This window comes from Nocardia sp. NPDC058499, from assembly GCF_042719915.1.
In the GTDB taxonomy this organism is placed as follows: domain Bacteria; phylum Actinomycetota; class Actinomycetes; order Mycobacteriales; family Mycobacteriaceae; genus Nocardia.
Genome location: NZ_JBHXMZ010000007.1, coordinates 403,060 through 423,297, shown reverse-complemented (window position 1 = coordinate 423,297; position 20,238 = coordinate 403,060). Strand labels below are relative to the sequence as shown.

General features: G+C 68.3%; 15 protein-coding genes. 4 read left to right on the top strand and 11 right to left on the bottom strand.

Annotation, left to right across the window (positions count from 1 at the left end):
- A complete protein-coding gene (locus tag ACFWPH_RS23210; protein WP_378754237.1) occupies positions 1 to 1,329 on the top strand; it encodes a sulfate adenylyltransferase subunit 1 in 1,329 nt (442 codons plus the stop codon).
- Positions 1,329 to 2,075 carry a sirohydrochlorin chelatase gene (locus ACFWPH_RS23205; RefSeq protein ID WP_378754236.1) on the top strand — a complete coding sequence of 249 codons (747 nt, stop codon included), beginning with the start codon at positions 1,329 to 1,331 and terminating at the stop codon, positions 2,073 to 2,075. Before ACFWPH_RS23210 ends, ACFWPH_RS23205 begins: the two co-directional genes overlap by 1 nt.
- A 35-nt stretch (positions 2,076 to 2,110) precedes the next feature.
- Here ACFWPH_RS23205 and ACFWPH_RS23200 read toward each other — a convergent pair whose 3' ends face one another.
- The 9 genes from ACFWPH_RS23200 to ACFWPH_RS23160 form a co-directional block, all read right to left on the bottom strand.
- On the bottom strand, positions 2,111 to 2,908 hold the full coding sequence (locus tag ACFWPH_RS23200; protein WP_378754235.1) for an HAD family hydrolase: 798 nt from the start codon (positions 2,906 to 2,908) through the stop codon (positions 2,111 to 2,113).
- A 135-nt stretch (positions 2,909 to 3,043) separates the two neighbouring features.
- Positions 3,044 to 5,257 (bottom strand): Hsp70 family protein, encoded by a 2,214-nt coding sequence (locus tag ACFWPH_RS23195; protein WP_378754233.1) that lies wholly within the window; start codon positions 5,255 to 5,257, stop codon positions 3,044 to 3,046.
- Positions 5,258 to 5,670: 413 nt separating this feature from the next.
- Complete coding sequence (locus ACFWPH_RS23190; protein ID WP_378754231.1) at positions 5,671 to 7,260, bottom strand: FAD-dependent oxidoreductase; 1,590 nt, start codon at positions 7,258 to 7,260, stop codon at positions 5,671 to 5,673.
- 17 nt (positions 7,261 to 7,277) lie between these two features.
- Complete coding sequence (locus ACFWPH_RS23185; protein ID WP_378754229.1) at positions 7,278 to 8,297, bottom strand: diiron oxygenase; 1,020 nt, start codon at positions 8,295 to 8,297, stop codon at positions 7,278 to 7,280.
- Positions 8,298 to 8,748: 451 nt separating this feature from the next.
- Entirely contained in the window at positions 8,749 to 9,744 is a 996-nt protein-coding gene (locus tag ACFWPH_RS23180) for a sulfate/molybdate ABC transporter ATP-binding protein (RefSeq protein WP_378754227.1), read from the bottom strand.
- Between the two features lie 22 nt (positions 9,745 to 9,766).
- Positions 9,767 to 10,573, bottom strand: coding sequence for a sulfate ABC transporter permease subunit CysW (cysW, locus tag ACFWPH_RS23175; RefSeq protein WP_378754225.1), 807 nt, complete (start codon positions 10,571 to 10,573; stop codon positions 9,767 to 9,769).
- On the bottom strand, positions 10,570 to 11,382 hold the full coding sequence (gene cysT, locus ACFWPH_RS23170) for a sulfate ABC transporter permease subunit CysT (RefSeq protein WP_378754257.1): 813 nt from the start codon (positions 11,380 to 11,382) through the stop codon (positions 10,570 to 10,572). Before cysT ends, cysW begins: the two co-directional genes overlap by 4 nt.
- A gap of 111 nt (positions 11,383 to 11,493) precedes the next feature.
- The gene (locus ACFWPH_RS23165) at positions 11,494 to 12,528 is read right to left on the bottom strand and encodes a sulfate ABC transporter substrate-binding protein (RefSeq protein ID WP_378754256.1); all 1,035 of its coding nucleotides are present in this window, start codon (positions 12,526 to 12,528) and stop codon (positions 11,494 to 11,496) included.
- Between the two features lie 139 nt (positions 12,529 to 12,667).
- A complete protein-coding gene (locus tag ACFWPH_RS23160; RefSeq protein WP_033244739.1) occupies positions 12,668 to 12,877 on the bottom strand; it encodes a hypothetical protein in 210 nt (69 codons plus the stop codon).
- A gap of 114 nt (positions 12,878 to 12,991) precedes the next feature.
- Between ACFWPH_RS23160 and ACFWPH_RS23155 the strand changes: the two genes are divergently transcribed.
- Positions 12,992 to 13,654, top strand: coding sequence for a class I SAM-dependent methyltransferase (locus tag ACFWPH_RS23155; protein WP_378754223.1), 663 nt, complete (start codon positions 12,992 to 12,994; stop codon positions 13,652 to 13,654).
- A 43-nt stretch (positions 13,655 to 13,697) separates the two neighbouring features.
- The gene (locus tag ACFWPH_RS23150) at positions 13,698 to 15,713 is read left to right on the top strand and encodes a glycoside hydrolase family 15 protein (RefSeq protein ID WP_378754221.1); all 2,016 of its coding nucleotides are present in this window, start codon (positions 13,698 to 13,700) and stop codon (positions 15,711 to 15,713) included.
- 9 nt (positions 15,714 to 15,722) lie between these two features.
- Here the strand turns inward: ACFWPH_RS23150 and ACFWPH_RS23145 are convergent, their stop codons facing one another.
- Together ACFWPH_RS23145 and ACFWPH_RS23140 are read right to left on the bottom strand one after the other, a co-directional pair.
- Entirely contained in the window at positions 15,723 to 17,552 is a 1,830-nt protein-coding gene (locus ACFWPH_RS23145) for a hypothetical protein (protein ID WP_378754219.1), read from the bottom strand.
- Between the two features lie 78 nt (positions 17,553 to 17,630).
- On the bottom strand, positions 17,631 to 20,210 hold the full coding sequence (locus tag ACFWPH_RS23140) for a hypothetical protein (RefSeq protein ID WP_378754217.1): 2,580 nt from the start codon (positions 20,208 to 20,210) through the stop codon (positions 17,631 to 17,633).
- Between the last annotated feature and the right edge of the window lie 28 nt (positions 20,211 to 20,238).

Sequence of the window (20,238 nt, the reverse complement as noted above, 5' to 3'; positions counted from 1 at the left end):
ATGTCCGACCTATTGAGGCTGGCCACCGCCGGTTCTGTCGACGACGGCAAGTCCACCCTGGTCGGACGTCTGCTCTACGACACCAAGTCCGTGCTCGCCGACCAGATCGATGCGGTGACCCGGGCGTCGGTGGACAAGGGTCTGTCCACTCCCGACCTCTCGCTGCTGGTGGACGGTCTGCGGGCCGAACGCGAACAGGGCATCACCATCGATGTCGCCTACCGGTACTTCGCGACACCGAAACGTTCGTTCGTCCTGGCCGACACCCCCGGGCACGTGCAGTACACCCGTAACACCGTGTCCGGCGCGTCCACCGCGCAGCTGGTGATCCTGCTGGTGGATGCCCGTAAAGGCGTGATCGAGCAGACCCGCCGCCACGCCGCGGTGCTGGCGCTGCTCGGGGTGCCGAGGCTGGTGCTGGCCGTGAACAAGATCGACCTCATCGGTGTCGACGAGCCCAGCGAACAGGCCAAGCAGGCCGCGGCCGGCAAGGTTTTCGCCGAGATCTCCGCCGAGTTCTCCCATCTCACCCGCACCCTCGGCTGGGCCGAGGAGGATGTCCTGGAGATCCCGGTCTCCGCGCTGCGCGGCGACAATATCGCCACCCGCTCGGACGAGACGCCGTACTACAGCGGCCCGTCGCTGATCGAGCATCTCGAATCGGTGCCGGTGGACGCGGACAACTCCGGAACACACGCGGTGGGCCTGCGGTTCCCGGTGCAGTACGTGATCCGGCCGCGCACCCCCGAATATCCCGACTACCGCGGATACGCGGGACAGATCGCGGCGGGTTCGGTGGCGCCGGGCGACGAAGTGGTGGTGCTGCCCTCCGGTATCCGCACCACCGTGGAGCGGATCGATACCCCCGACGGGGAACTCGCGGTCGCACAGGCCGGGCGCAGTGTCACGCTGATCCTTGCCGACGAAGTCGATATCTCCCGCGGCGACACCATCGCCTCCCCCGGCGACGCCCCGGAACCGGTCGACACCTTCGACGCCACCGTCTGCTGGCTCGGCGACAAACCGCTGCGCCCCGGTGCACGGCTGCTGCTCAAACACGGCACCCGTACCACGCAGGCCATCGTGGGCACGCTCACCGAACGCTTCGACGAACAGCGTCTCAGCGCTGATCCGAACCCGGAATCGTTGTCCCTCAACGATATCGGCCGCATCTCGATACGCGTCGCCGAACCGATCGCGACGGACGATTACCGCACCAACCGGCACACCGGCAGCTTCCTGCTGATCGACCCCGCGGGCGGCAACACCCTCGCGGCCGGACTGGTCGGGGACGTTCTCAGCGCGGTAGAGGTCGGAACCGAGGCCTGATGCTGGCACCCACGCTGGTCGCGGTGGCACACGGCAGCCGGGATCCCCGGTCTGCCGCCACCGTCGCCGCGCTCATGGACGAGGTCCGCGCGGCGCGCCCCGATGTGCCTGCGCGCCTGGCGTTCCTGGACCTGAACGCGCCTTCGGTCGGGCAGGTCCTGGACGCGGTAGCCGAATCCGGGGAAACCCGGGCCGTCGTGGTCCCACTGCTGCTCGGCAGCGCCTTCCACGCCCGGGTCGATCTCCCCGGTCTGCTGGCGGAGGCGGCGGCCCGGCATCCGCGGCTGCAGCTGACCCAGGCCGATGTCCTCGGCGCCGATCCACGTCTGATCTCGGTACTGGACAACCGGGTTCGCGCGGCATGCGCAGCCCGCGGCTGGACTGCGCCGCACGATCGAGTGGGTATCGCCTTGGCCGCGGTCGGATCGTCCTCCGCGGCCGCGAACCGCACCACCGCCCGCCTGGCCCGCCGGTTCGCCGCGCAAACCGGCTATCCGACGGAAGTATGTTTCGCCACCGCCCAGCCGTCACTGACCGACGCGGTCCAGCGGTTACGTGCGCGCGGCGCCGGAAAACTGCTGGTAGCTCCCTGGTTCCTGGCTCCCGGCCTGCTCACCGATCGCCTGGTCGCCGAGGACACCCGCCTGCCGCACGCTGCGGTCCTGGGCCCCGATCCCGCGCTCGCCGAGGTCGTGTGGAACCGCTACGACTCCGCGACCTCGCGACCTCTGCTCCTTTCGGCCTGACCGCTCCCCGCGGGCGGTCCCTGCAGGCCTGCCGCCTAGAACCAGCGTTCCAGGACGGCGGCGACCCCATCGGCTGTGACGTCGGCGGTCACTTCGTCGACAATCGCGTGCAGTTCGACGGGGGCGTTCGCCATGGCGACGGAATGCCCGGCCCAGGCGAACATTTCCCGGTCGTTGAATCCGTCCCCGATGGCCAGCGTGGCTTCGCGCGGAATGTCCAGTGTCCGGCGCAACTGCTCCAGCGCCCAGCCTTTGGACACTCCTTCGCGTGAGATGGTGAGCCACGGGCCGAACTCACCGTAGACCCAGCTGATATCCGGAACGGCGAGGGTTTCCAGCAGACTGCGCATCTCGGTGACAGAGCCCTCGGGCCACCAGCAGTTCAGCCGGGGTGTGGGCACGCTGCACAGGGTGTGGTGGTCGACCACCAAGTATTCCCCGCCGGCGTAGTACTCACCGGGACTCATTCCGGTCGCCCAGAAACCCGAACCCACCTGCTCCGCGGTGAAAATCATATCGGGGAACAGATCTCGCAGCGCCGTCACCGCCGGCCGCGGATCGAAGGTGTGCACCGCAGTCGGCTCGGCCGCTTCGATATCGATATGCACCGCCCCGTTCGAGCAGATGGCGTGCCCGCGCACCAGACCCAGTTCGGCGAGAACCGGCCGGGTACTCACCACGGTTCGCCCGGTACTCACGACTACATGCGCTCCGGCCGCAACCGCCGCACGAACCGTGGCCGCCACCCGGCCGGTGACCGGCGCACCGGTTTTCAGCAGAGTGCCGTCCACATCCAATGCGATCAGCCGCGGTGGGCCCCCGTCTACATCCACCTTTCGATTCTCCCGCGGACCAGGTTCCCCGGCACCGGATTTTTCGGATCGCACCGAACCCGCCGGACGACCGGCCGAAGGATCAGCCGGTTTCCCCGCAGTTCGGCTATGGCGTCGTGGTCCTACTCTGCGAGGTCAGTTGTCGGAGCCGCCGCCCGAGGACTTCCCGCCCGAGCCTTTGCTCCGGGAGGACCCGCCGTCACTGCCGGAGGAACTGGAGCCGCCGGAATCGGAACCGCGGGATTTCGAGCCCTTCGACGAATCGGAACCGCCGGAATCCGAATCGCCGCCGCTCGAACGACCGCCGCCGAAACCACCGAACCCGCCTGAATCACTGTTCGAGCCGCCGGGTGAATCGGATCCTCCGGAGGAGACCCCGCCCGGGCCGCTGCCCGAGCCGCCGAAACCGCTCCCCCCGAAACCACCGGAGTCACCTGCGTCGGAGCCACCCGAACCGTAACCGCCCGAGTCGCCCGCGCCATAACCACCCGAATCACCCGCGCCATAACCACCCGAATCGCCCGCGCCATAACCACCGGAGTTTCCCGTACCGAAGCCGCCGGTGTCACCGGTACCGAAGCCGCCGGTGTCACCCGTACCGAAGCCGCCGGTGTCACCCGTACCGGAACCGTCCGAGTCGCCGGTACCGGATCCGTCGTCCCCCGACTCCGGTGCCGAGGTATCGCCCGAACCACCCGGCGCCGTCCACCCGCCGCCCGGCTCCGACCACTCGCTTCCCGGGGCCGACCAATCGCCTCCCGGCGATTCCGGGCCACCGGACCAGCTCCCGCCCGGCACCTCCGGCACTCCGGGGTCACCTATATCGGGAATTCCCGGCACCGGGCCCGTGCCGTTGTCCGAACCCTGCCCCGGCTCATCGGTTTCCCCGCCGGGCAGTCCGCCGGGCGGATCGATAACGGGCGGATCGTCCGGATCGGGGCCACCGGGAAGTTCGATTCCGGGAGTCTCCGGTTCCGCGGGGCCCGGATCGGGCCGAGCCGGAAGATCGGGCGGGTCGAACGGGATCGGGTTCTGGAATCGCGCCGGATCGTTGTAGCGGGATTCGTTGTCGGCGTGCCGGTCGCGGGGTGAGGTGTGCGAGTCGTTGCGGTCGCCATCGCGATCCGGTGCCGAATCCGCGGGCGCCGCCGCGGTACCAGGCATCGGGGGCCCGTACGGTCGCGACACCCCCGCGGGAGCGATTCGCGGCCCGGCCTCCAGCGGCGCGTAGGACACACTCCATCCGGCGCCGGAACGTTCCACCTGCGCTTCGCCGTGGATTTCGTACAGCACCGCACCCGGGGTCTGCAGCGGCATCCGGTCCCGCTCCGGCCCCACGGTATCGGCGGCACCGTTACCCAGGATGGTGGCCGCGGACATCGCGACCGCGGAGAATACGGCGGCGCCGGAGAAGATCGGGGCGTGTTTGGCGCGGGACGAGCCGGCCAGCGGAACACTCTCCGCGGCCATGGCGGCGGCGCCGAGCGCCACGCATTGCGCCGAATCGGCGGCGATCGTCACCGGTAATCCCAGTTCGGCGAGTGTTTCGGCGACCTGCGGCGGCCGGGCCGCGCCGCCCACCACCAGGATGCGGCCGATATCGGACAGTGCGACACCGGCCGAGCGCACCGCACCGCGCACCACCTCGAGCGAATCGCGGATATGTTCGCGGCGCAGGCCTTCGGGGTCGACGAACGACATCAGCGAAACGGTGCCGGTGCCCGGCTCGGCCGGGCCGATCGCCCGGTCACCCGCGCAACGGGCGATCATGGCGCCGAGCGGGCGGCCACCGAAATCGTAGGACCGTACCGGTTTTCCGACCACGGGATGATCCGGCCAGTCCATCCCGGTGCGCACCACCGCCACATCGAGACTGTTCCCGCCCAGGTCGTAGACCAGGACGAATCCGGTATCCAGCGGGCCGTGTTCGGTATCGAGCCAATGCGCTGCGGCCACCGGTTCCGGGACCAGCTGGACATGGCCCACACCCGCGAGGTCGAGACTCTGCCGGAGTAGGTCGAGTTGTTTGGCGCTGTATCCGGCCGGATGGGTGGCGACCACTCCGGCCGCCGGTTCGGCGGCGACCAGCCCCTGTACGACCGAGGCGAAAATGGTGGCCGGCGCCCAGATCCGGCCATCGACGTACACCGATTCCGGGTCGCGGCCGAGGTCGGCGAATTCGCTGACCGCCGTGGAGAATCGGGTGATTCCGCCGAGCCGTGCGGTACCGCGGTTGTCGAATCCGACAGCCGTCCGCCGTGTCCGCACGATCGGCCGGGCGTCGTGCTCGGCGACCCGCGCCGAGACAACGTTCACCGTGCCGATACTGATACCCAGCCCAGAAGTCATTTGCCATCCCGTCAACGCACCGAGACCACGTCCTGCGAAAAAGCCATGGGCGCGGTCGTTTTCCAAACAGCGACCACAGGTTAGCTGCAATGGCTCGAATAAATCGAATAATCGGCGATGAAAGATGAAGTTACGGAACAACTCCCCGAATACCGGCTGGAAAACAAACCGGCAGTTCAATTGTCCGCTACGCAGGAAATCTGCCCTGAACTGGTGATTCGCCAGAAACCCACAGGGACACACCACTGTCCGCCGGCAGGTCCGCAGGAAACCCCCACTGACACCCGGACGCCCGTCCAGACTCCACCAGCCGCCGGTAACCGATCAATAGCTGTCCGGACGGAATTCGGCCCGCGCAAACAAAAACCGCCCGCCCGGTGCGATACCGGACGGGCGGAAGCTGGAGGATTGCCTCAGGTACGGGCGAACAAGCGGCGCACCGGTTTGGCGGTGCGGGTCACCGCGCCCGCGGCCCGGACCTGCGGCCGGCGCTGCCGCAAAAGCCGGTCGAACGCCTCCGCGCCGCCCGCGGGCTCGGCCAGCCGGCCCGCGTTGAAATCGTCGGCCAGTTGCTGCACGGTTTCCTGGGCGCAGGATTTGTTGGTGCCGATGAACCCGGTGGGGCCGCGCTTGATCCAGCCGGTCACATACGCGCCCGGCAGCGCATCGCCTTCCGGACCCGTCAGCACCCGGCCGGCCCGATTCGGGATGATCGCCCGCTGTTCGTCGAACGGAAGACCGGGTGTGGGTACGCCGCGGTAGCCGACCGAGGTGAGCACCAGCCCCGTCTCCAGGAGGTCGATATCACCTGTGGCGGCCGCGCGGACCCGGCCGTCGTCGCCGGGCACCAGCTCGGTCCGGTCCACTTCGATACCGGTGACCGCGTCGGGTCCGAGGATCCGGCTCGGCGCGCTCTGATAGCGGAAGACGATCCGGCGGCGCTGCCCGAACGGCCGATCGGCCACCTGGTGCAGTAATTTCAGCTTCTGCTCCACCTGGTACGGCAGGTCGCCGGTGAGCGGCGGCAGGTCGCCTTCGATCGCGATATCCACATCGGCACCCAGCAGCCCGACGAACTCCGGGACGGTGAAGGCCGATTCGGCCGGACCCCGCCGGCCCAGCACCACGACCTCGCGTACTTCGCTGCGCCGCAATGCCTCGAGCGCGACCGGCGAGATATCGCTGCCGGCCAGTGCTTCCGGATCGGTGGTGAGGATCCGGGCCACATCGAGCGCGACATTACCGTTGCCGACCACGACCACCCGCCGCTGGGACAGATCGAAATCGTCGTCGACATGATCGGGATGCCCGTTGTACCAGGCCACGAAATCGGTGGCGGAGACGTTTCCGGCCAGGCCTTCACCGGGGATGCCGAGCTTGCGGTCGCTCGAGGCACCGACCGCGTATACGACCGCATGATGGTAGGCCAGCAGTTCTTCGTGCGAGATATGTTTGCCGACCTCGATATCGAAGTACGACCCGAATCCGGGCTGCCGCGACATCACGTCGAACAGATCCGCGACCTTGCGGGTCTTCCCGTGATCCGGGGCCACGCCGTAGCGAGCCAGGCCGTAGGGAACCGGCAGCCGGTCGAATACGGTCACCCGTACATCGGGCTGGGTGAGCAGTTCGTCCGCAGCGTACATGGCCGAGGGCCCGGAGCCGACCACCGCGACCCGCAGCGGGCCGCGGCCGGCGGTATCGATCGACGGCGCCGGAACCGGCTGGGCGAGGATCGGGCGGGGGCGCGACTGCCGGTAGAAGTCAGCGTTGATCTCGATGAACGGCTTCTGCTCGTCGGTCAGCTTCTTCGAGGAGGTGATGGCATCCACTGGGCAGGCCGAGGCACAGGCACCGCAGTCCACGCAGGCGGCCGGGTCGACGTAGAGCATCTCCGCGGTCCGGAAATCCGGCTCGTCCGGGGTCGGGTGGATGCAGTTGACCGGGCAGGCGTAGACGCAGGACGCGTCGCTACAGCAGGACTGGGTGACGACGTAGGGCATGAAAGTCCTACCGTCCCTCAGGCCGCTTTGCCGGGCACGACGCGCAGCGGTTCGGAGCGGTAGCGGGTGACGTGCCCGGCGATGCCGAGGGCCTTCCACACCCGCTTGGAGATCGGGTTCATCAGGCCGATCTCCTTGGCCAGCATGCGCACATCGCCGAAGTAGTCGCTGAAGGTCTGCTTCGCATCGGCGGAGCCGTAGAACAGTTCCTTGCGAACATTCTTCGGGATATCGAACTCGTCGAAGAACGCCTTGGGCGGGGTCACGATGGCGCGCCCCAGGATCCACATGACGATCGGCATGGCCAGCGACAGCACGAACTTGTTCATCCGCGACGATTCGGGAACGTGCTTGGCGAGGAACTCATGGGCGAAGGAGATGTGGCGGGCCTCTTCGGCCACGTGGATCGCCATCACCCCGCGCATGATCGGGTGGACTTCCTCGCCCGAACGCAGGATATCCTTCTGGATGTGGTCGATCGGCTCCTCGCCGCCGAGCACTGCCATGAAGAAGAGGTTCGGGAAGGCCACCGCGACCGGGACGGCGATATGCCGGAACTGCCGGACGAACGGGCCCATGCCCGGAACGTCGGCACCGATCCGGTTCACCATCTCCTGGAACATCAGGGTGTGGTTGTGCTCCTCGATCATCTCGTGGGAGCAGTAGCGGAACTCCGGGTCACCGTTGGGCAGGCCGAAGACGTGCTGCATCATGCCGCTGATCAAGATGGCCTCGAACTGGAGCCCCACCTTGGCGACATTGGCCTGGCGGTACTTACCGAGAGCGATCTTCTGCTCGTCGGACAGCGCCTGGTACCAGGGGTGGCGGCCGATGGTATCGCCGGATACGGGCAGGATCCAGCGTTCGGGGCGCGCATCGACATCGAAGTCCGGGTGATCCCAGTCGATATCTTCGAACGGGTCGAAATGCCGGTTGACCGAGCCTTCCGACAGCAGCAGCAGCTTTTCCGCGTACTCCTGGGCCTGCGCGACCAGCTGGTCGTCGGAGACCGTGGTGGCTGAAGACGTCATCGTCATGCCTCTCGTCAATGATTCCGGCTTAACTGTTTCCCATAGTTACAGCTAAGCTGGGGTACGTCAACACGACGTTCGGGGCACCGGGATCACAGTCGATAACAGAAGGACATCACCGCAGCTCGACACGCAGAACGAAGGACGCTGTCAACGCCCGGAGAACTGCCGCTGCCGGGCGCCCGGGACGGTGTCCCTCCCCGCTTTGCCGAAGCTCGGGTCACAGATATTTGCCGATCCGCCGGATAGAACACACGGCCGGACCCGAGCGGACCCGCCCTCGGCACGTGGGCTCGCACGGGTCGCCCACGAGTTGGACCAATGTTCGGACCGCGGCTACAAAGCCTCGCCCGAAACACCGGCCGACACGTCGACCTGGCGCGCCGGGCAACACCGCATGTCGAGCTGTGAGATGCCGGGAGGTCGTCGCACACGGTAGGAGCGGGATAGGTGGGTCCTAGGCGACCGGCAGTTCCGGGATCCGGGTGGCGCGGGCGTAGACGGTCTCCCCCTCGGCCAGCCGCAGCGCCTCGGCATCACCGCGGGTCACCTGGGCGACGAACAGATCCCCGGTGGCGGCATTACGCATCTCCACCCGGACCTCGAACCCGAGCCGCACCACCCGTTCGATCGTCGCCCGAGTCACGCCCGCCGATTCCGCCGTCCCCTCATAGGCGGCCAGCGCCATACCCGGATCCCGGCCGACCCGGATATCGTGCGGCCGCACCAGATGGCCGTTCAACCGCGCCACCGCACCGAGGAATGTCATGACGAATTCGCTGGCCGGCCGGTCGTAGACATCTTCGGGACTGCCGACCTGTTCGATCCGGCCGGCGTTCATCACCGCGATCCGGTCCGCGACGTCGAGGGCTTCCTCCTGGTCGTGGGTCACCAGCACGGTGGTCACATGTACTTCTTCGTGCAGGCGCCGCAGCCAGGTGCGCAGATCCGCGCGCACCTTCGCGTCCAGCGCACCGAACGGTTCGTCCAGCAGCAGGACCTGCGGGTCCACGGCGAGTGCGCGGGCCAGCGCCATCCGCTGACGCTGACCACCGGAAAGCTGCGCCGGATAGCGGTGCTGGAAACCGTCGAGCCCGACGATGCCCAGCAGTTCGTCCACGCGTTTGGCGATCTCGTTCTTGGGGCGTTTGCGGATGGTCAGGCCGAACGCCACATTGTCGCGGACCGTCATATGTTTGAACGCCGCGTAGTGCTGGAAGACGAACCCGATATCGCGCTTCTGCGGCGGCACCCGGGTCACATCACGACCGCTGATGGTCACCACACCCGAATCGAGGTTCTCCAGCCCGGCGATCGACCGCAGCAGGGTCGATTTGCCGGAACCGGAGGGGCCGAGCAGCGCGGTCAGCTCGCCGGAGGGGATCTCCAGGCTGACATCGTCGAGGGCGGCGAAAGAACCGTAGTTCTTACGCGCGTTGGTCACGGTGATCATGGGCGGCCTCCGGCGTGCACGGTCATGACACGTCCCGCTTACGTTCCAGGAGCGTCATCAACAGCAGGGTGATGAGTGCGAGACCCATCAGCAGGACTGCGGCGCAGTAGGCGCCGAAATCGTTGTGATCGTTGATATAGCGTTCGTGCACCAGCAGGGTGAGTGTCTGCGAGACACCGGGGAAACCGGACGACACCATGATCACCGCACCGAATTCGCCGAGCGCACGGGCGACGGTGAGCACCACACCGTAGGTGAGGCCCCAGCGGATCGCGGGGACGGTGATCCGCCAGAAGGTCTGCCAGCGGGAGGCGCCCAGGGTCGCGGCCGCCTGTTCCTGATCGTCACCGATCTCGTGCAGGACCGGTTCGACCTCGCGCACCACGAACGGCATGGTGACGAAGATGGTCGCCAGCACCATCCCGGGCAGCGCGAAGATCACCGGGAAACCCCATTCGGCGATCGCCCCGAACCAGCCGCCCACACCCCACAGCATGATCAGGGCGACGCCCACCACCACCGGTGAGACCGCGAACGGCAGGTCCACCAGGCCCTGCAGCAACCGCCGGCCCGGGAAGTTCCCGCGCACCAGGGCCAGCGCGATCACCACCCCGAGCACCACGTTCACGGGCACCACAATGACCAGGATGATCATGGACAGGTTGAAGGCGGAGATGGCGGCCGGGGTGCTGATCTGGTCGATGAAGGCGCCGATACCGTGCTCGAACGCCCGGTACAGGATGATCCCCAGCGGCAGCACCAGCAGCACGAACAGGTAGCCGAGCGCCAGCACCCGTAAGCTCACCCGGCTGGGTGTGGACAGTTTCATCGGGCCTCGCGTTCCTTCCGGGCCGTCCGCTCGGCGAACACCCGCAGCACCAGCAGGACGACGAACGCGATCACCAGCAGCGCCACCGATACCGCCGCCGCGTTCACCGGCCGGTCGATTTCGATCTGCTGCTGGATGTACTGCGAGGCCACCTGCGTTTCGCGCGGGATATTGCCGCCGATCAGTACCACCGACCCGAATTCGCCGATCGCCCGGGCGAAGGCCAGCCCACCGCCGCTGATGATCGCGGGCGCCAGCGTGGGCAGCACGATCCGCCGGAAGGTGGTCCAGTTGTCCGCGCCCAGTGACAACGCCGCCTGCTCGACCTCGCGATCGGCCTCGATCAGGACCGGCTGCACCGACCGCACCACGAACGGCAGGGTGACAAAGGCCAGCGCGACCACCAGCCCCGGCTGGGTGGCATTCAGATGGATATCGATCGGGCTCTTGGGCCCGTACAGCGCGAGCAGCACGATACTGGCGACGATGGTCGGCAGCGCGAACGGCAGATCGATCAACGCATTGACCATGCCCTTGCCGGGGAAGTCGTCGCGTACCAGTACCCAGGCGATCAGTGTGCCCATGACGATGTTGAGCAGCGCCACCACGATGGATACCAGCACCGTCACCCGGAGCGAGGCCAATGCCAGCGGGTCGGTGATCGCGCCCCAGAAGCCCGACCAGCCGTCGTCGAAGGCGCTGAAGGTCAGCGCGGCCAGCGGTAGCAGCACGATCACGCTCAGCCAGAGCATGGCGGTGGCGATACCGAGCGGGCCCACCGAACCGGTGAACCGCAGCCAGGAGCCCAGCGGGCGGCGGGTGGGTTCGTCGCGCGCCGCGGCCGCGGCGGGCGCGGGTGCGGTGTCGGGGCTGTGTTCGGTCACGAGTATCGAGTATCGCGTGTGGTCCGGGTCACCCGGCTACTCGGTCGCGTTGTCGTAGGCGATCGCGATGGCGCCGGAGTCGGGAGCGAACAGTTCGGCCTCCACCGTTTCCCACCCGCCCAGGTCGGCGATGGTGTACAGCGTGGCCGGTTCCGGGAACTCCGCGGCGTACTCGGCGGCGACCCCCGGGTCGACCGGCCGGAAGCCCGCCTCGGCCCATGCCCGCTGCGCGGCCGGGGTGTAGAGGAAATCCCGGAACGCCAGCGCCTTCTCCGGATGCTGCGCATGTTCGAGCACCGCGACCGGATTCTCGATCCGGAACGTGGAGTCCGGCACGATATGTTCCACCGGGTCACCGTGCCGTTCGGCGAAGATCGCCTCGTTCTCGTAGCTGATCAGCACATCGCCGGTGCCCTGCAGGAACGTCTCGGTGGCCTCCCGGCCGGATTTCGGCTGCACCCGCACGCGGGTGAGCATCTGATTCAGGAAATCGATCCCGGCCTGCTGATCACGACCCCCGTCGCTGGCCGCGGCATAGGGCGCGAGCAGATTCCATTTCGCGGAGCCGGAGCTGAACGGGTTGGGGGTGACCACCTCGACGTCCGGGCGCAGCAGATCGTCCCAGCCGCGGATGTTCTTCGGATTACCGGCCCGCACCACCAGGGTGACCACCGAACCGAACGGGACACCGCGGGTGGCGTCGGCATTCCAGTCCGGGTCCACCAGCCCGGCGTCCACCAGCCGGGTGATATCGGGTTCGAGGGAGAAGCTCACGATATCGGCGGGGGCGCCGCGGGCGATCTTGCGGGATTGGTCGGCGGAGGCGCCGTAGGACTGGCGCACCTCCACCCCTTCGCCCGCCTCGGTCTCGTTGAACGCGGGCACGACCTCGTCGTAACCGGGTTTGGGAATCGCGTACGCGTACAGGTCGACCGTGCCGCCACTGCCGTCGGCGCCACCGCCACCGACCTCGTCACTGGAACCACCCGCGCAGGCGCTCAGCAGAACGGGCAACGCCACCAGCGTGGCGAACAGCCGGCGGCGCCCCGCCGGGCGACCGGTACGCGACATCATGAACCTTTCCGCGCCGAATCCGCGCCGAGCTCGTGCGGATCCGCGGCCACCGGGGCGGATCACAGTGTGAACAACCAGGCGATGACCACCAGCACCAGCAACGCGGCCAGTGCGAGCTGTACTCGCGAGCGCGGCATCAGCCCACCTCGCTTCCGGTCTCACGGTCTCCGTCGGTGTCGTCGCGCCCCAGCGCCCCGGCGGCCAGGCGCACGGCCCGGTCGATGAGATAGGCGATACCGAAACTGATCGGCACCATACCCACCAGCACCACGAGGAACTGCGGGATGAACGGCAACCCCGCCACCCACAGTTCGAACCCGTCCCACCAGCCGGCAATACGCTCCACGGCGACCAGCGTAGAACACCGGGTTCCGAACCCTGCTCACCTGGCATGGCCGGACCCGCGTACCGGCACCCCGGGCCTTGACCTCGAGCGTGCTCGAGGTTGCAGGCTGAAGTCATGACACAGGCTCCCGAGGTATGGAACTCCGCCTACGACAACGACACCGCGCCGTGGATCATCGGCGAACCGCAACCCGCGATCCTCGCCCTGGAACGCGCCGGCCGGATCCGCGGCCGGATACTCGACCCGGGGACCGGCGCCGGTGAACACACCATCGCGCTGACCGCCGCCGGCTACGACATCCTCGGTGTCGACCTCTCCCCCAGCGCCGTCGCCTACGCGCGGCGCAATGCCGCGGCCAAGGGTGTGCCCACCGCCCGGTTCGAGGTGACCGATATGGTCGCGCTCGCGGATTCGCCCGGCAACCCGCTCGGCACCTTCGACACCATCGTCGACAGCGCCCTGTTCCACGTATTCATGGATGACGACGAGGCCCGCGCCGCCTACGTGCGCGCGCTGCACCGGCTGTGCGAGCCCGGCGGCTATGTGCACATCCTGGCGCTCTCCGATGCGGAGCCGGGTTTCGGGCCGCGTATCGGGGCAGACCTCATCCGCGATTCCTTCGCCGGACCGGGCTGGGAGCTCGAGAACCTGCAGCCGGACCAGTACTACGGGCGGGTCACCGAATCCAATGCCGGGCAGCTCGGTGACCTGACGGTCGACGCCGCGGGCAAGGTGAAAGTCGTGGCCTGGCTCGCCCGGATCCGGCGCACCGGGTAACCGATGGTGGCGGCTCGGGCCTCGGCAACACATCATGGGTGGTATGCCGAGTCCCGAGCACGCAGCACCGGCGAGCGGACTGCCGGGCACCCACCCGGCGGCGCCGCGTCGCGAGGACAACTTCCCGGCCATCGACGATTACGCATTCCTGTCCGACTGCGAAACCACCTGCCTGATCGCCGGCAACGGCTCGGTGGAGTGGATGTGTATACCCCGTCCCGATTCACCGAGTGTTTTCGGTGCCCTGCTGGATCGCAGCGCCGGCCATTTCCGGCTGGGACCGTATGGGCATTCGGTTCCCGCGGCCCGCCGCTATCTACCGGGCGGCATGATCCTGGAAACCACCTGGCAGACCGCGACCGGCTGGCTGATCGTGCGCGACGCACTGGTCCTGGGCCCGTGGCACAGCACCGAGCAGCGCAGCCGCACACACCGGCGTACCCCGACCGACTGGGATGCCGGGCATATGCTGCTGCGCACGGTCAAATGCGTGAACGGCACCGTCGAACTAGAAATGAGCTGCGAACCGTCCTTCGATTACCACCGGGAAATGGCCACCTGGGAGTACACCGGCAAGGTGTACGAGGAGGCGACCGCGGTCTGCGCCGCCGATCCGACCGCCGGGCCGAGTCTGGTGCTCACCACCGATCTGCGCCTGGGCCTGCAGGGCCGGGAAGCCCGCGCCCGCACCCGGATGACCGAGGGCGACTGCGCCTATGTCGCGCTCACCTGGTCCGAACTGCCCGCCCCGCGCACATTCGACGAGGCCGCCGACCAGATGTGGACCACGATCGAATGCTGGCGGCAATGGATAACCCTCGGCGATTTCCCCGACCACCCCTGGCGCCGCTACCTACAGCGCAGCGCGCTCACCTTGAAGGGCCTCACCTACGCCCCGACCGGCGCGCTGATGGCGGCGGGCACCACCTCGCTACCGGAAACACCCGGCGGGGAACGTAACTGGGACTACCGCTATTCCTGGGTACGCGATTCCAGTTTCGCCCTCTGGGGCCTCTATACCCTCGGCCTGGACCGCGAAGCCGACGATTTCTTCGCCTTCCTGCACGACGCCACCACCGGACCCGACGGCGAACCGGTCCCGCTGCAGGTTCTCTACGGAATCGGTGGCGAACGCCATATCCCCGAATCGACCCTCGATCACCTCTCCGGCTACGGTCACGCCACACCCGTGCGCATCGGCAACGGCGCATTCGACCAGGAGCAGCACGATATCTGGGGCACGATGCTGGACGCGGTGTACCTGCACGTGAAATCGCGCAAACACGTTCCGGAAACGCTGTGGCCCATGCTGAAACGCCAGGTCGACGCCGCCATCGCGAACTGGCGCGAACCCGACCGCGGCCTGTGGGAAGTACGCGGCGCACCACAGCATTTCACCTCTTCCAAGGTGATGTGCTGGGTCGCACTGGATCGCGGCGCGCGCCTGGCCGAACTGCACGGCCAGATGCGGATCGCCCGGAAATGGCATGAGATCGCGGCGGAGATCCGGGCCGATGTCCTGGCCAACGGGGTGGACGAACGCGGCCGGTTCACCCAGGTCTACGGCGGTTCCACACTGGACGCCTCGCTACTGCTCGTGGTGCTGACCCGGTTCCTCCCCGCCGACGACCCGCGGGTCCGCGCCACCGTTCTGGGGATCGCCGACGAGCTCACCGAGAACGGGCTGGTCCTGCGCTACCGCACCGAATCCACCGACGACGGGATGTCGGGCACCGAAGGCACCTTCACCATCTGCTCGTTCTGGCTGGTTTCGGCGCTGGTGGAAATCGGTGAGACCGACCGTGCCCGGGTGCTGTGCGAACGACTACTCAGCCATGCCAGCCCGCTCAAGCTCTACGCCGAGGAGATCGACCCCTACACCGGCCGCCAGCTCGGCAATTTCCCGCAGGCCTTCACCCATCTCGCCCTGATCAACGCCGTCACCCACCTGATCCGGGCCGAAGGCGCGGAAGCGGCCGGTACGTTCCGGCCCGCGCACGACCGGACCGGCGGCACCCCGTGGCGCAGCCGCCCCCGCGATATCGGCCGTATGCGCTGACGATCGCCGTCAAGCGGCGGCGATACTGTCGGCCTGCTGCCGTAGATCGCGCAACTTACCCATATCGGTATCGAGCCGGGCGAGCCGTTCCGCACCCCGATCGCCGTACTGCGCGCCGGCCTCCTCGGCCACCCGCAACGCCTCGTCCGCCGCGCGCAACGCATCGGTGGCGATATCGGTGAAGTGGTCCCGCAGCACCCGCTGCACCTCACGCAGCCGGGTCCGCGACTCCTTACCGACCTGGAAGACCACATCGTCCATCAGCCGGGAGACCGCCGCTTTCGCCTCGGCCTGCCGGCGCAACCGGCGCGCCCGGCGGTCCTCCCACAGGGCGTGCAGGCCGAGCAGGATGCCCGCCCCGGCCGAATACCAGTTCACCAGCGACATCCCGAGCAGGCTGGTGGCCAGGCCGACCATCAGGATGCCACCGTAGGATCCGCGCAGCGCGGACAGGAACTGTTCGGGGACACCGGCTTTCGCGCTCTGCAGCGGTTCCAGCGGTGCGACGTCGGCCAGCAGATCCGAGGCGTACCGGGGCCGGATATCGGGCAGCTCCGGGCGGCGGTGCTCGGCGGGAAAACGCGCCGCGACCTGTTCGCCGAGCTCCTCGGCGCGGTAGTTCGCGGTCTCGAAATTCTCCGCGATCGCCTCGGCGATCCGGCCCTCCAATTCGGTGCCGAACCGCTTCCACCGGGTGGCCGGATCTATTCCGGAGATCTCGGTTTCGGCGTCCCGCATCAGGCCCCGCAGCCGGTGCCGCAAATCGTGCTCGATATCGGCCATCAGTTCGGTACTGCCGTCGGCCAGCGTGACCTGCCAGGTCGCGGTGCGCTGCCGCAACTGGTCGGCCTGATCCCGGGCGGTGGCCAACTGCTGGGTCACATGGGCGCGGCGCCGCGGATCGCGCAGCGCGTCGGCTTCGGTGCGCAACACCACACCGAGATGGTCGCCCACGAGCTGGATATCGCGGACCGCGGATTTCACGGCCATGGCATCGGCATGGGCCACCACATAGTCGCGCAGATGCTCGACCAACTGCGGGACCCCGGATTCGATCGCCCGCTGCTGATTACCGGCCCGGTGCGCCTGATGGTGCAGTTGCGCCGACACCGGCGCCACCGCAAAGCCCAGCCCGGCCTCGTCGAGCAGCTCTCGGTTGAGCTCCTGCACCTGCGCCCAATGCGGATTGCGGTCGATCTTGTTGAGCACACAGATCACCGTGGGGCAGATCTGCCCGATCCGCCGCAGATGCGCGATCTGATCCCGGTTGTAGGCGGTATCGGCATCGCTCACATACAGCACCGCATCGGCGGCCGCGATCATCGACCACGTGGTGCTGTCCTGCACCGCGGCACCCGGCGCATCCATCAGCACGATGCCCTCGGCCAACAGCGGGCTCGGGTGGGTGAAATCGGCGCGGATCACACCCGTAGCCGACAGCGCCGGGCCCGGGTTCAGCGGGTCCACGGGCTGCCGCCGGACCCGGCCGCCGCCCTCCCGCCGGACCAGGGTGGCCGTGGCTTCGGGGCCGTACTCCACGATCGACGGCACACTGATCGGGCTGTCGGTCGCGCTGACCGGCGCTGCGGCCAGCGCGTTCACCAGGGTGCTCATCCCGCTCTTCGGCGGACCGACCACCACCAGTCTGACCCGCGTATCGGCGACCCGGGCGCGGACCATACCGAGCCGGCCCCGGAGATCGTTACGGCTGGCGGTGCGGGAAACATCCCGCAACTCGTCGATGATCTGGATGAGCGGGGCCATCACATCCGGATTCTTCACCGTGGCGGCCTGCGGTCCGGCTACGGCAGACAAGCCCTGCTCCTTCGTCTCGGTCACAACACGTCCTGCGGCCACGATCGGCCGTTTCACCCCCGCCCACCCGACCGGATCGAATCCGGGATCGGCCGTGAACCGTCAGAAATATACCCAGAAGGCGGGGTCGGGAACCGGGTCTTCGGCCACTGTCACGGTATGCGGCAGGAATCCCGCCGACAGATCACCGGTCAGCTCGCCACCGGCAAACCCCAGCACCGTGTGATCGGTGTAGGGCGTGGCGGTGGCGACCCCGTGCACATCGTACGGAACGACCGCGGCACCGTGCTCGGCGATCGGCTTGACCTGTGGCGCGGGCAACGGAGTCGGCATCGGCTGCGGCACATCGGGCATACTCGGCTGCTGCACGTCGGGCATGCTCGGCGGCTGGGCCGGCATGCTGACCGTCGGTACTTGCGGCTGCTCCACCGTCGGTACCTGCGGCACAGACTGATCCGCGGTCGGGATCTGCTGAGTGGGCAGATCGACAGTGGACCCAGTGGTGCCCGAGGGCTGATCCCCGGCGCTCGGCGTGCCGGTGCCCCCACCGATGGGTTCGGTGGTGCTACCTGTTTCACCGGTGGAAGAGCCCGGCGCGGTGGTGGTCACCCCGCCGGATTCGCCGGTGGTCGAGGATCCCTCGGTGGCGGTGCTCGACTCCCCGGAACTGCTCGTCGGTGACGAACCGCCGGTGGTCTCGGTGAGTTCCGTGGGCGTGGTCGAGCCGTCCGGCGAGGTGGTGCTGTCCTGCGGCGAGGTCGTGCTGTCTTGCGGCGAGGTCGTGCTGTCCTGCGGGGAGGTCGTGATGCCAGGCAGCAACGTCGCGCTGCCGCCGATCGACGTCGTGCTGCCGTCGGTGGTGGTTGCGCTCGGGCCGGTGGTCGTCGAGCCGTCCGGGCCGGCGGTCGTGGTATCCGGTGTCGTTGTGACACCGTCGGAGGTCGTCACGGGCGCCGTGGTGGTCGGCAGCACCGTCGTGGAATCACCCGGCAGCGTCGGCTCGGTGGGCATCTCCGGTGGCACCGGCTGCGGCAGCCGGTGGAAGAGATCCGGCAGCTGGGCCGCCGGGGCGGTCAACGGCGAGGGCCCCGCCGGCGGCTGGAAAACGTGCGCGACCGGACTGGTCGCCACATCGGGCTGCACCGTCGTCTGCAACGGGGTCGCCGCGACCGGCTGTACCGCGGGAGCCACGGCCGCCGGCGCCACCGGCGGTGGCGGAACCGGCGCCGCCACCACCGGAGCGGGCGCCACCGGCGCCATCGGAGCAACCGCAACCGGTGCGGGAGGCGCCACCGGGGCGACGGCCATCGGCGCGGGGGCACTGGGCAGCGGGGCCGGGGCGGCGGCCGGTGCCACCGACATCCCGGAGGTCGCCGGCACCGCCGCGTTCTGTGCCGAGGCCGCGCCCGTTCCGGTACCGGTGCTGCCGCCCACCGCGATCGCGGCATCGTCGCGCTGCACCACCGCATCGGCGTCTGCCGGACGGCCGGGTTCGGGAACCCCCGGCTGCCCGGCACCGGACGCCGATTCCGCGGCCCCGGCGTGCATCCAGCCGGTGTACTGATCGAGCTGATCGTCGAGGGAGAAGGCGTCCTCGGCCGTGATCCCGAAATCCCAGTCGCTGTCGACCCGGACACCGCCGGAACCCACCGAGATATCGACGTCCATATCCGATTCGACCTGCACCGACCCGCCGGCACCGCCGAGCGCGAGCCCGGCGAACCCACTTCCGCCGGCATCCACGGAGAACTCGAACCAGGCGCCGTCGTCGCCGGAACCGCCGTCCCCCGCGATCGTCCGCGCGCTGCCCGCCGAATCGGAGAAGCCGAAATCCCAGTCGGAGGGGCCGGAATCGGAGGTCTGTGCCACCGACTTCGGCTGACCGGCCGGATTCAGGCCGAACCCGGGCAGATCGAAGATATCGGTCTTGAAAGCATCACCGGGTGCCGGCAGTTCGAAACCACCGGGCGCACCGGGGCCTTCGTTCCCCGCACCGGGAAAATTCCCGCCCAGCCCCGGAATATCGCCACCCAAGCCGGGAATACCGTCGAACCCCGGGATCCCTCCGGGGGGCTCTGGAGGACCGAACTCCGGCAGACCGGGGATATTCGACTCGGGCACACCCGTTCCCGGCGCCCCGGGAACGTAATCGGACCCGGGAAAATCGCCGTCCGGACCGCCGGGAATCAGCTCCAATCCCGGGACCTGGTCCATGTAGGGCGCACTGTAGGAGTCCAGGTCTTCGAAGCCGAACTCCCCCGGACGACCGACCTGGATATCGAAGGTTCCGTGCGGCAACGGCATCGTGACGCTCGCATCGCCCGGCGACCCGAACGGCATATCCTGCGGCGCAACCGGTTCCGGGTCCGGGAAGGTGACCACCGGGCTGGGCACATCGGGATCCGGATCGACGTTGTGGGCCCACCCGGCATTGCGGCTGTCCAGTTCCCCGGGTGACGCCGGGACCCCGCCACCGTTGGCGGCAACCAGCGCGCCACCGGTCACATACGCGCCGCCGCGGGCAACTCGCGCGGTGGCGCTGGCAATACGATAGGCGGCGTCACCGCCCCGTCCGGCGACCTCTTCTTCGTCGTCGAACGGCAGATCACTCGCCATTGGCATAACTCCACTCTCGCGTGCACCGGCGACCGCACCGCCGTCGATCCGGCGCGGATCCGCCACCAGCCTATTGTCGACATCTACGGCTGTC

Excerpts from the sequence above, each read along its gene's own strand:
- ACFWPH_RS23210 (WP_378754237.1), top strand. The coding sequence starts at position 1 with ATGTCCGACCTATTGAGGCTGGCCACCGCCGGTTCTGTCGACGACGGC.
- ACFWPH_RS23205 (WP_378754236.1), top strand. The coding sequence starts at position 1,329 with ATGCTGGCACCCACGCTGGTCGCGGTGGCACACGGCAGCCGGGATCCC.
- ACFWPH_RS23195 (WP_378754233.1), bottom strand. The coding sequence starts at position 5,257 with ATGACTTCTGGGCTGGGTATCAGTATCGGCACGGTGAACGTTGTCTCG.
- ACFWPH_RS23190 (WP_378754231.1), bottom strand. The coding sequence starts at position 7,260 with ATGCCCTACGTCGTCACCCAGTCCTGCTGTAGCGACGCGTCCTGCGTC.
- ACFWPH_RS23185 (WP_378754229.1), bottom strand. The coding sequence starts at position 8,297 with ATGACGATGACGTCTTCAGCCACCACGGTCTCCGACGACCAGCTGGTC.
- ACFWPH_RS23180 (WP_378754227.1), bottom strand. The coding sequence starts at position 9,744 with ATGATCACCGTGACCAACGCGCGTAAGAACTACGGTTCTTTCGCCGCC.
- cysW (WP_378754225.1), bottom strand. The coding sequence starts at position 10,573 with ATGAAACTGTCCACACCCAGCCGGGTGAGCTTACGGGTGCTGGCGCTC.
- ACFWPH_RS23165 (WP_378754256.1), bottom strand. The coding sequence starts at position 12,528 with ATGTCGCGTACCGGTCGCCCGGCGGGGCGCCGCCGGCTGTTCGCCACG.
- ACFWPH_RS23155 (WP_378754223.1), top strand. The coding sequence starts at position 12,992 with ATGACACAGGCTCCCGAGGTATGGAACTCCGCCTACGACAACGACACC.
- ACFWPH_RS23150 (WP_378754221.1), top strand. The coding sequence starts at position 13,698 with ATGCCGAGTCCCGAGCACGCAGCACCGGCGAGCGGACTGCCGGGCACC.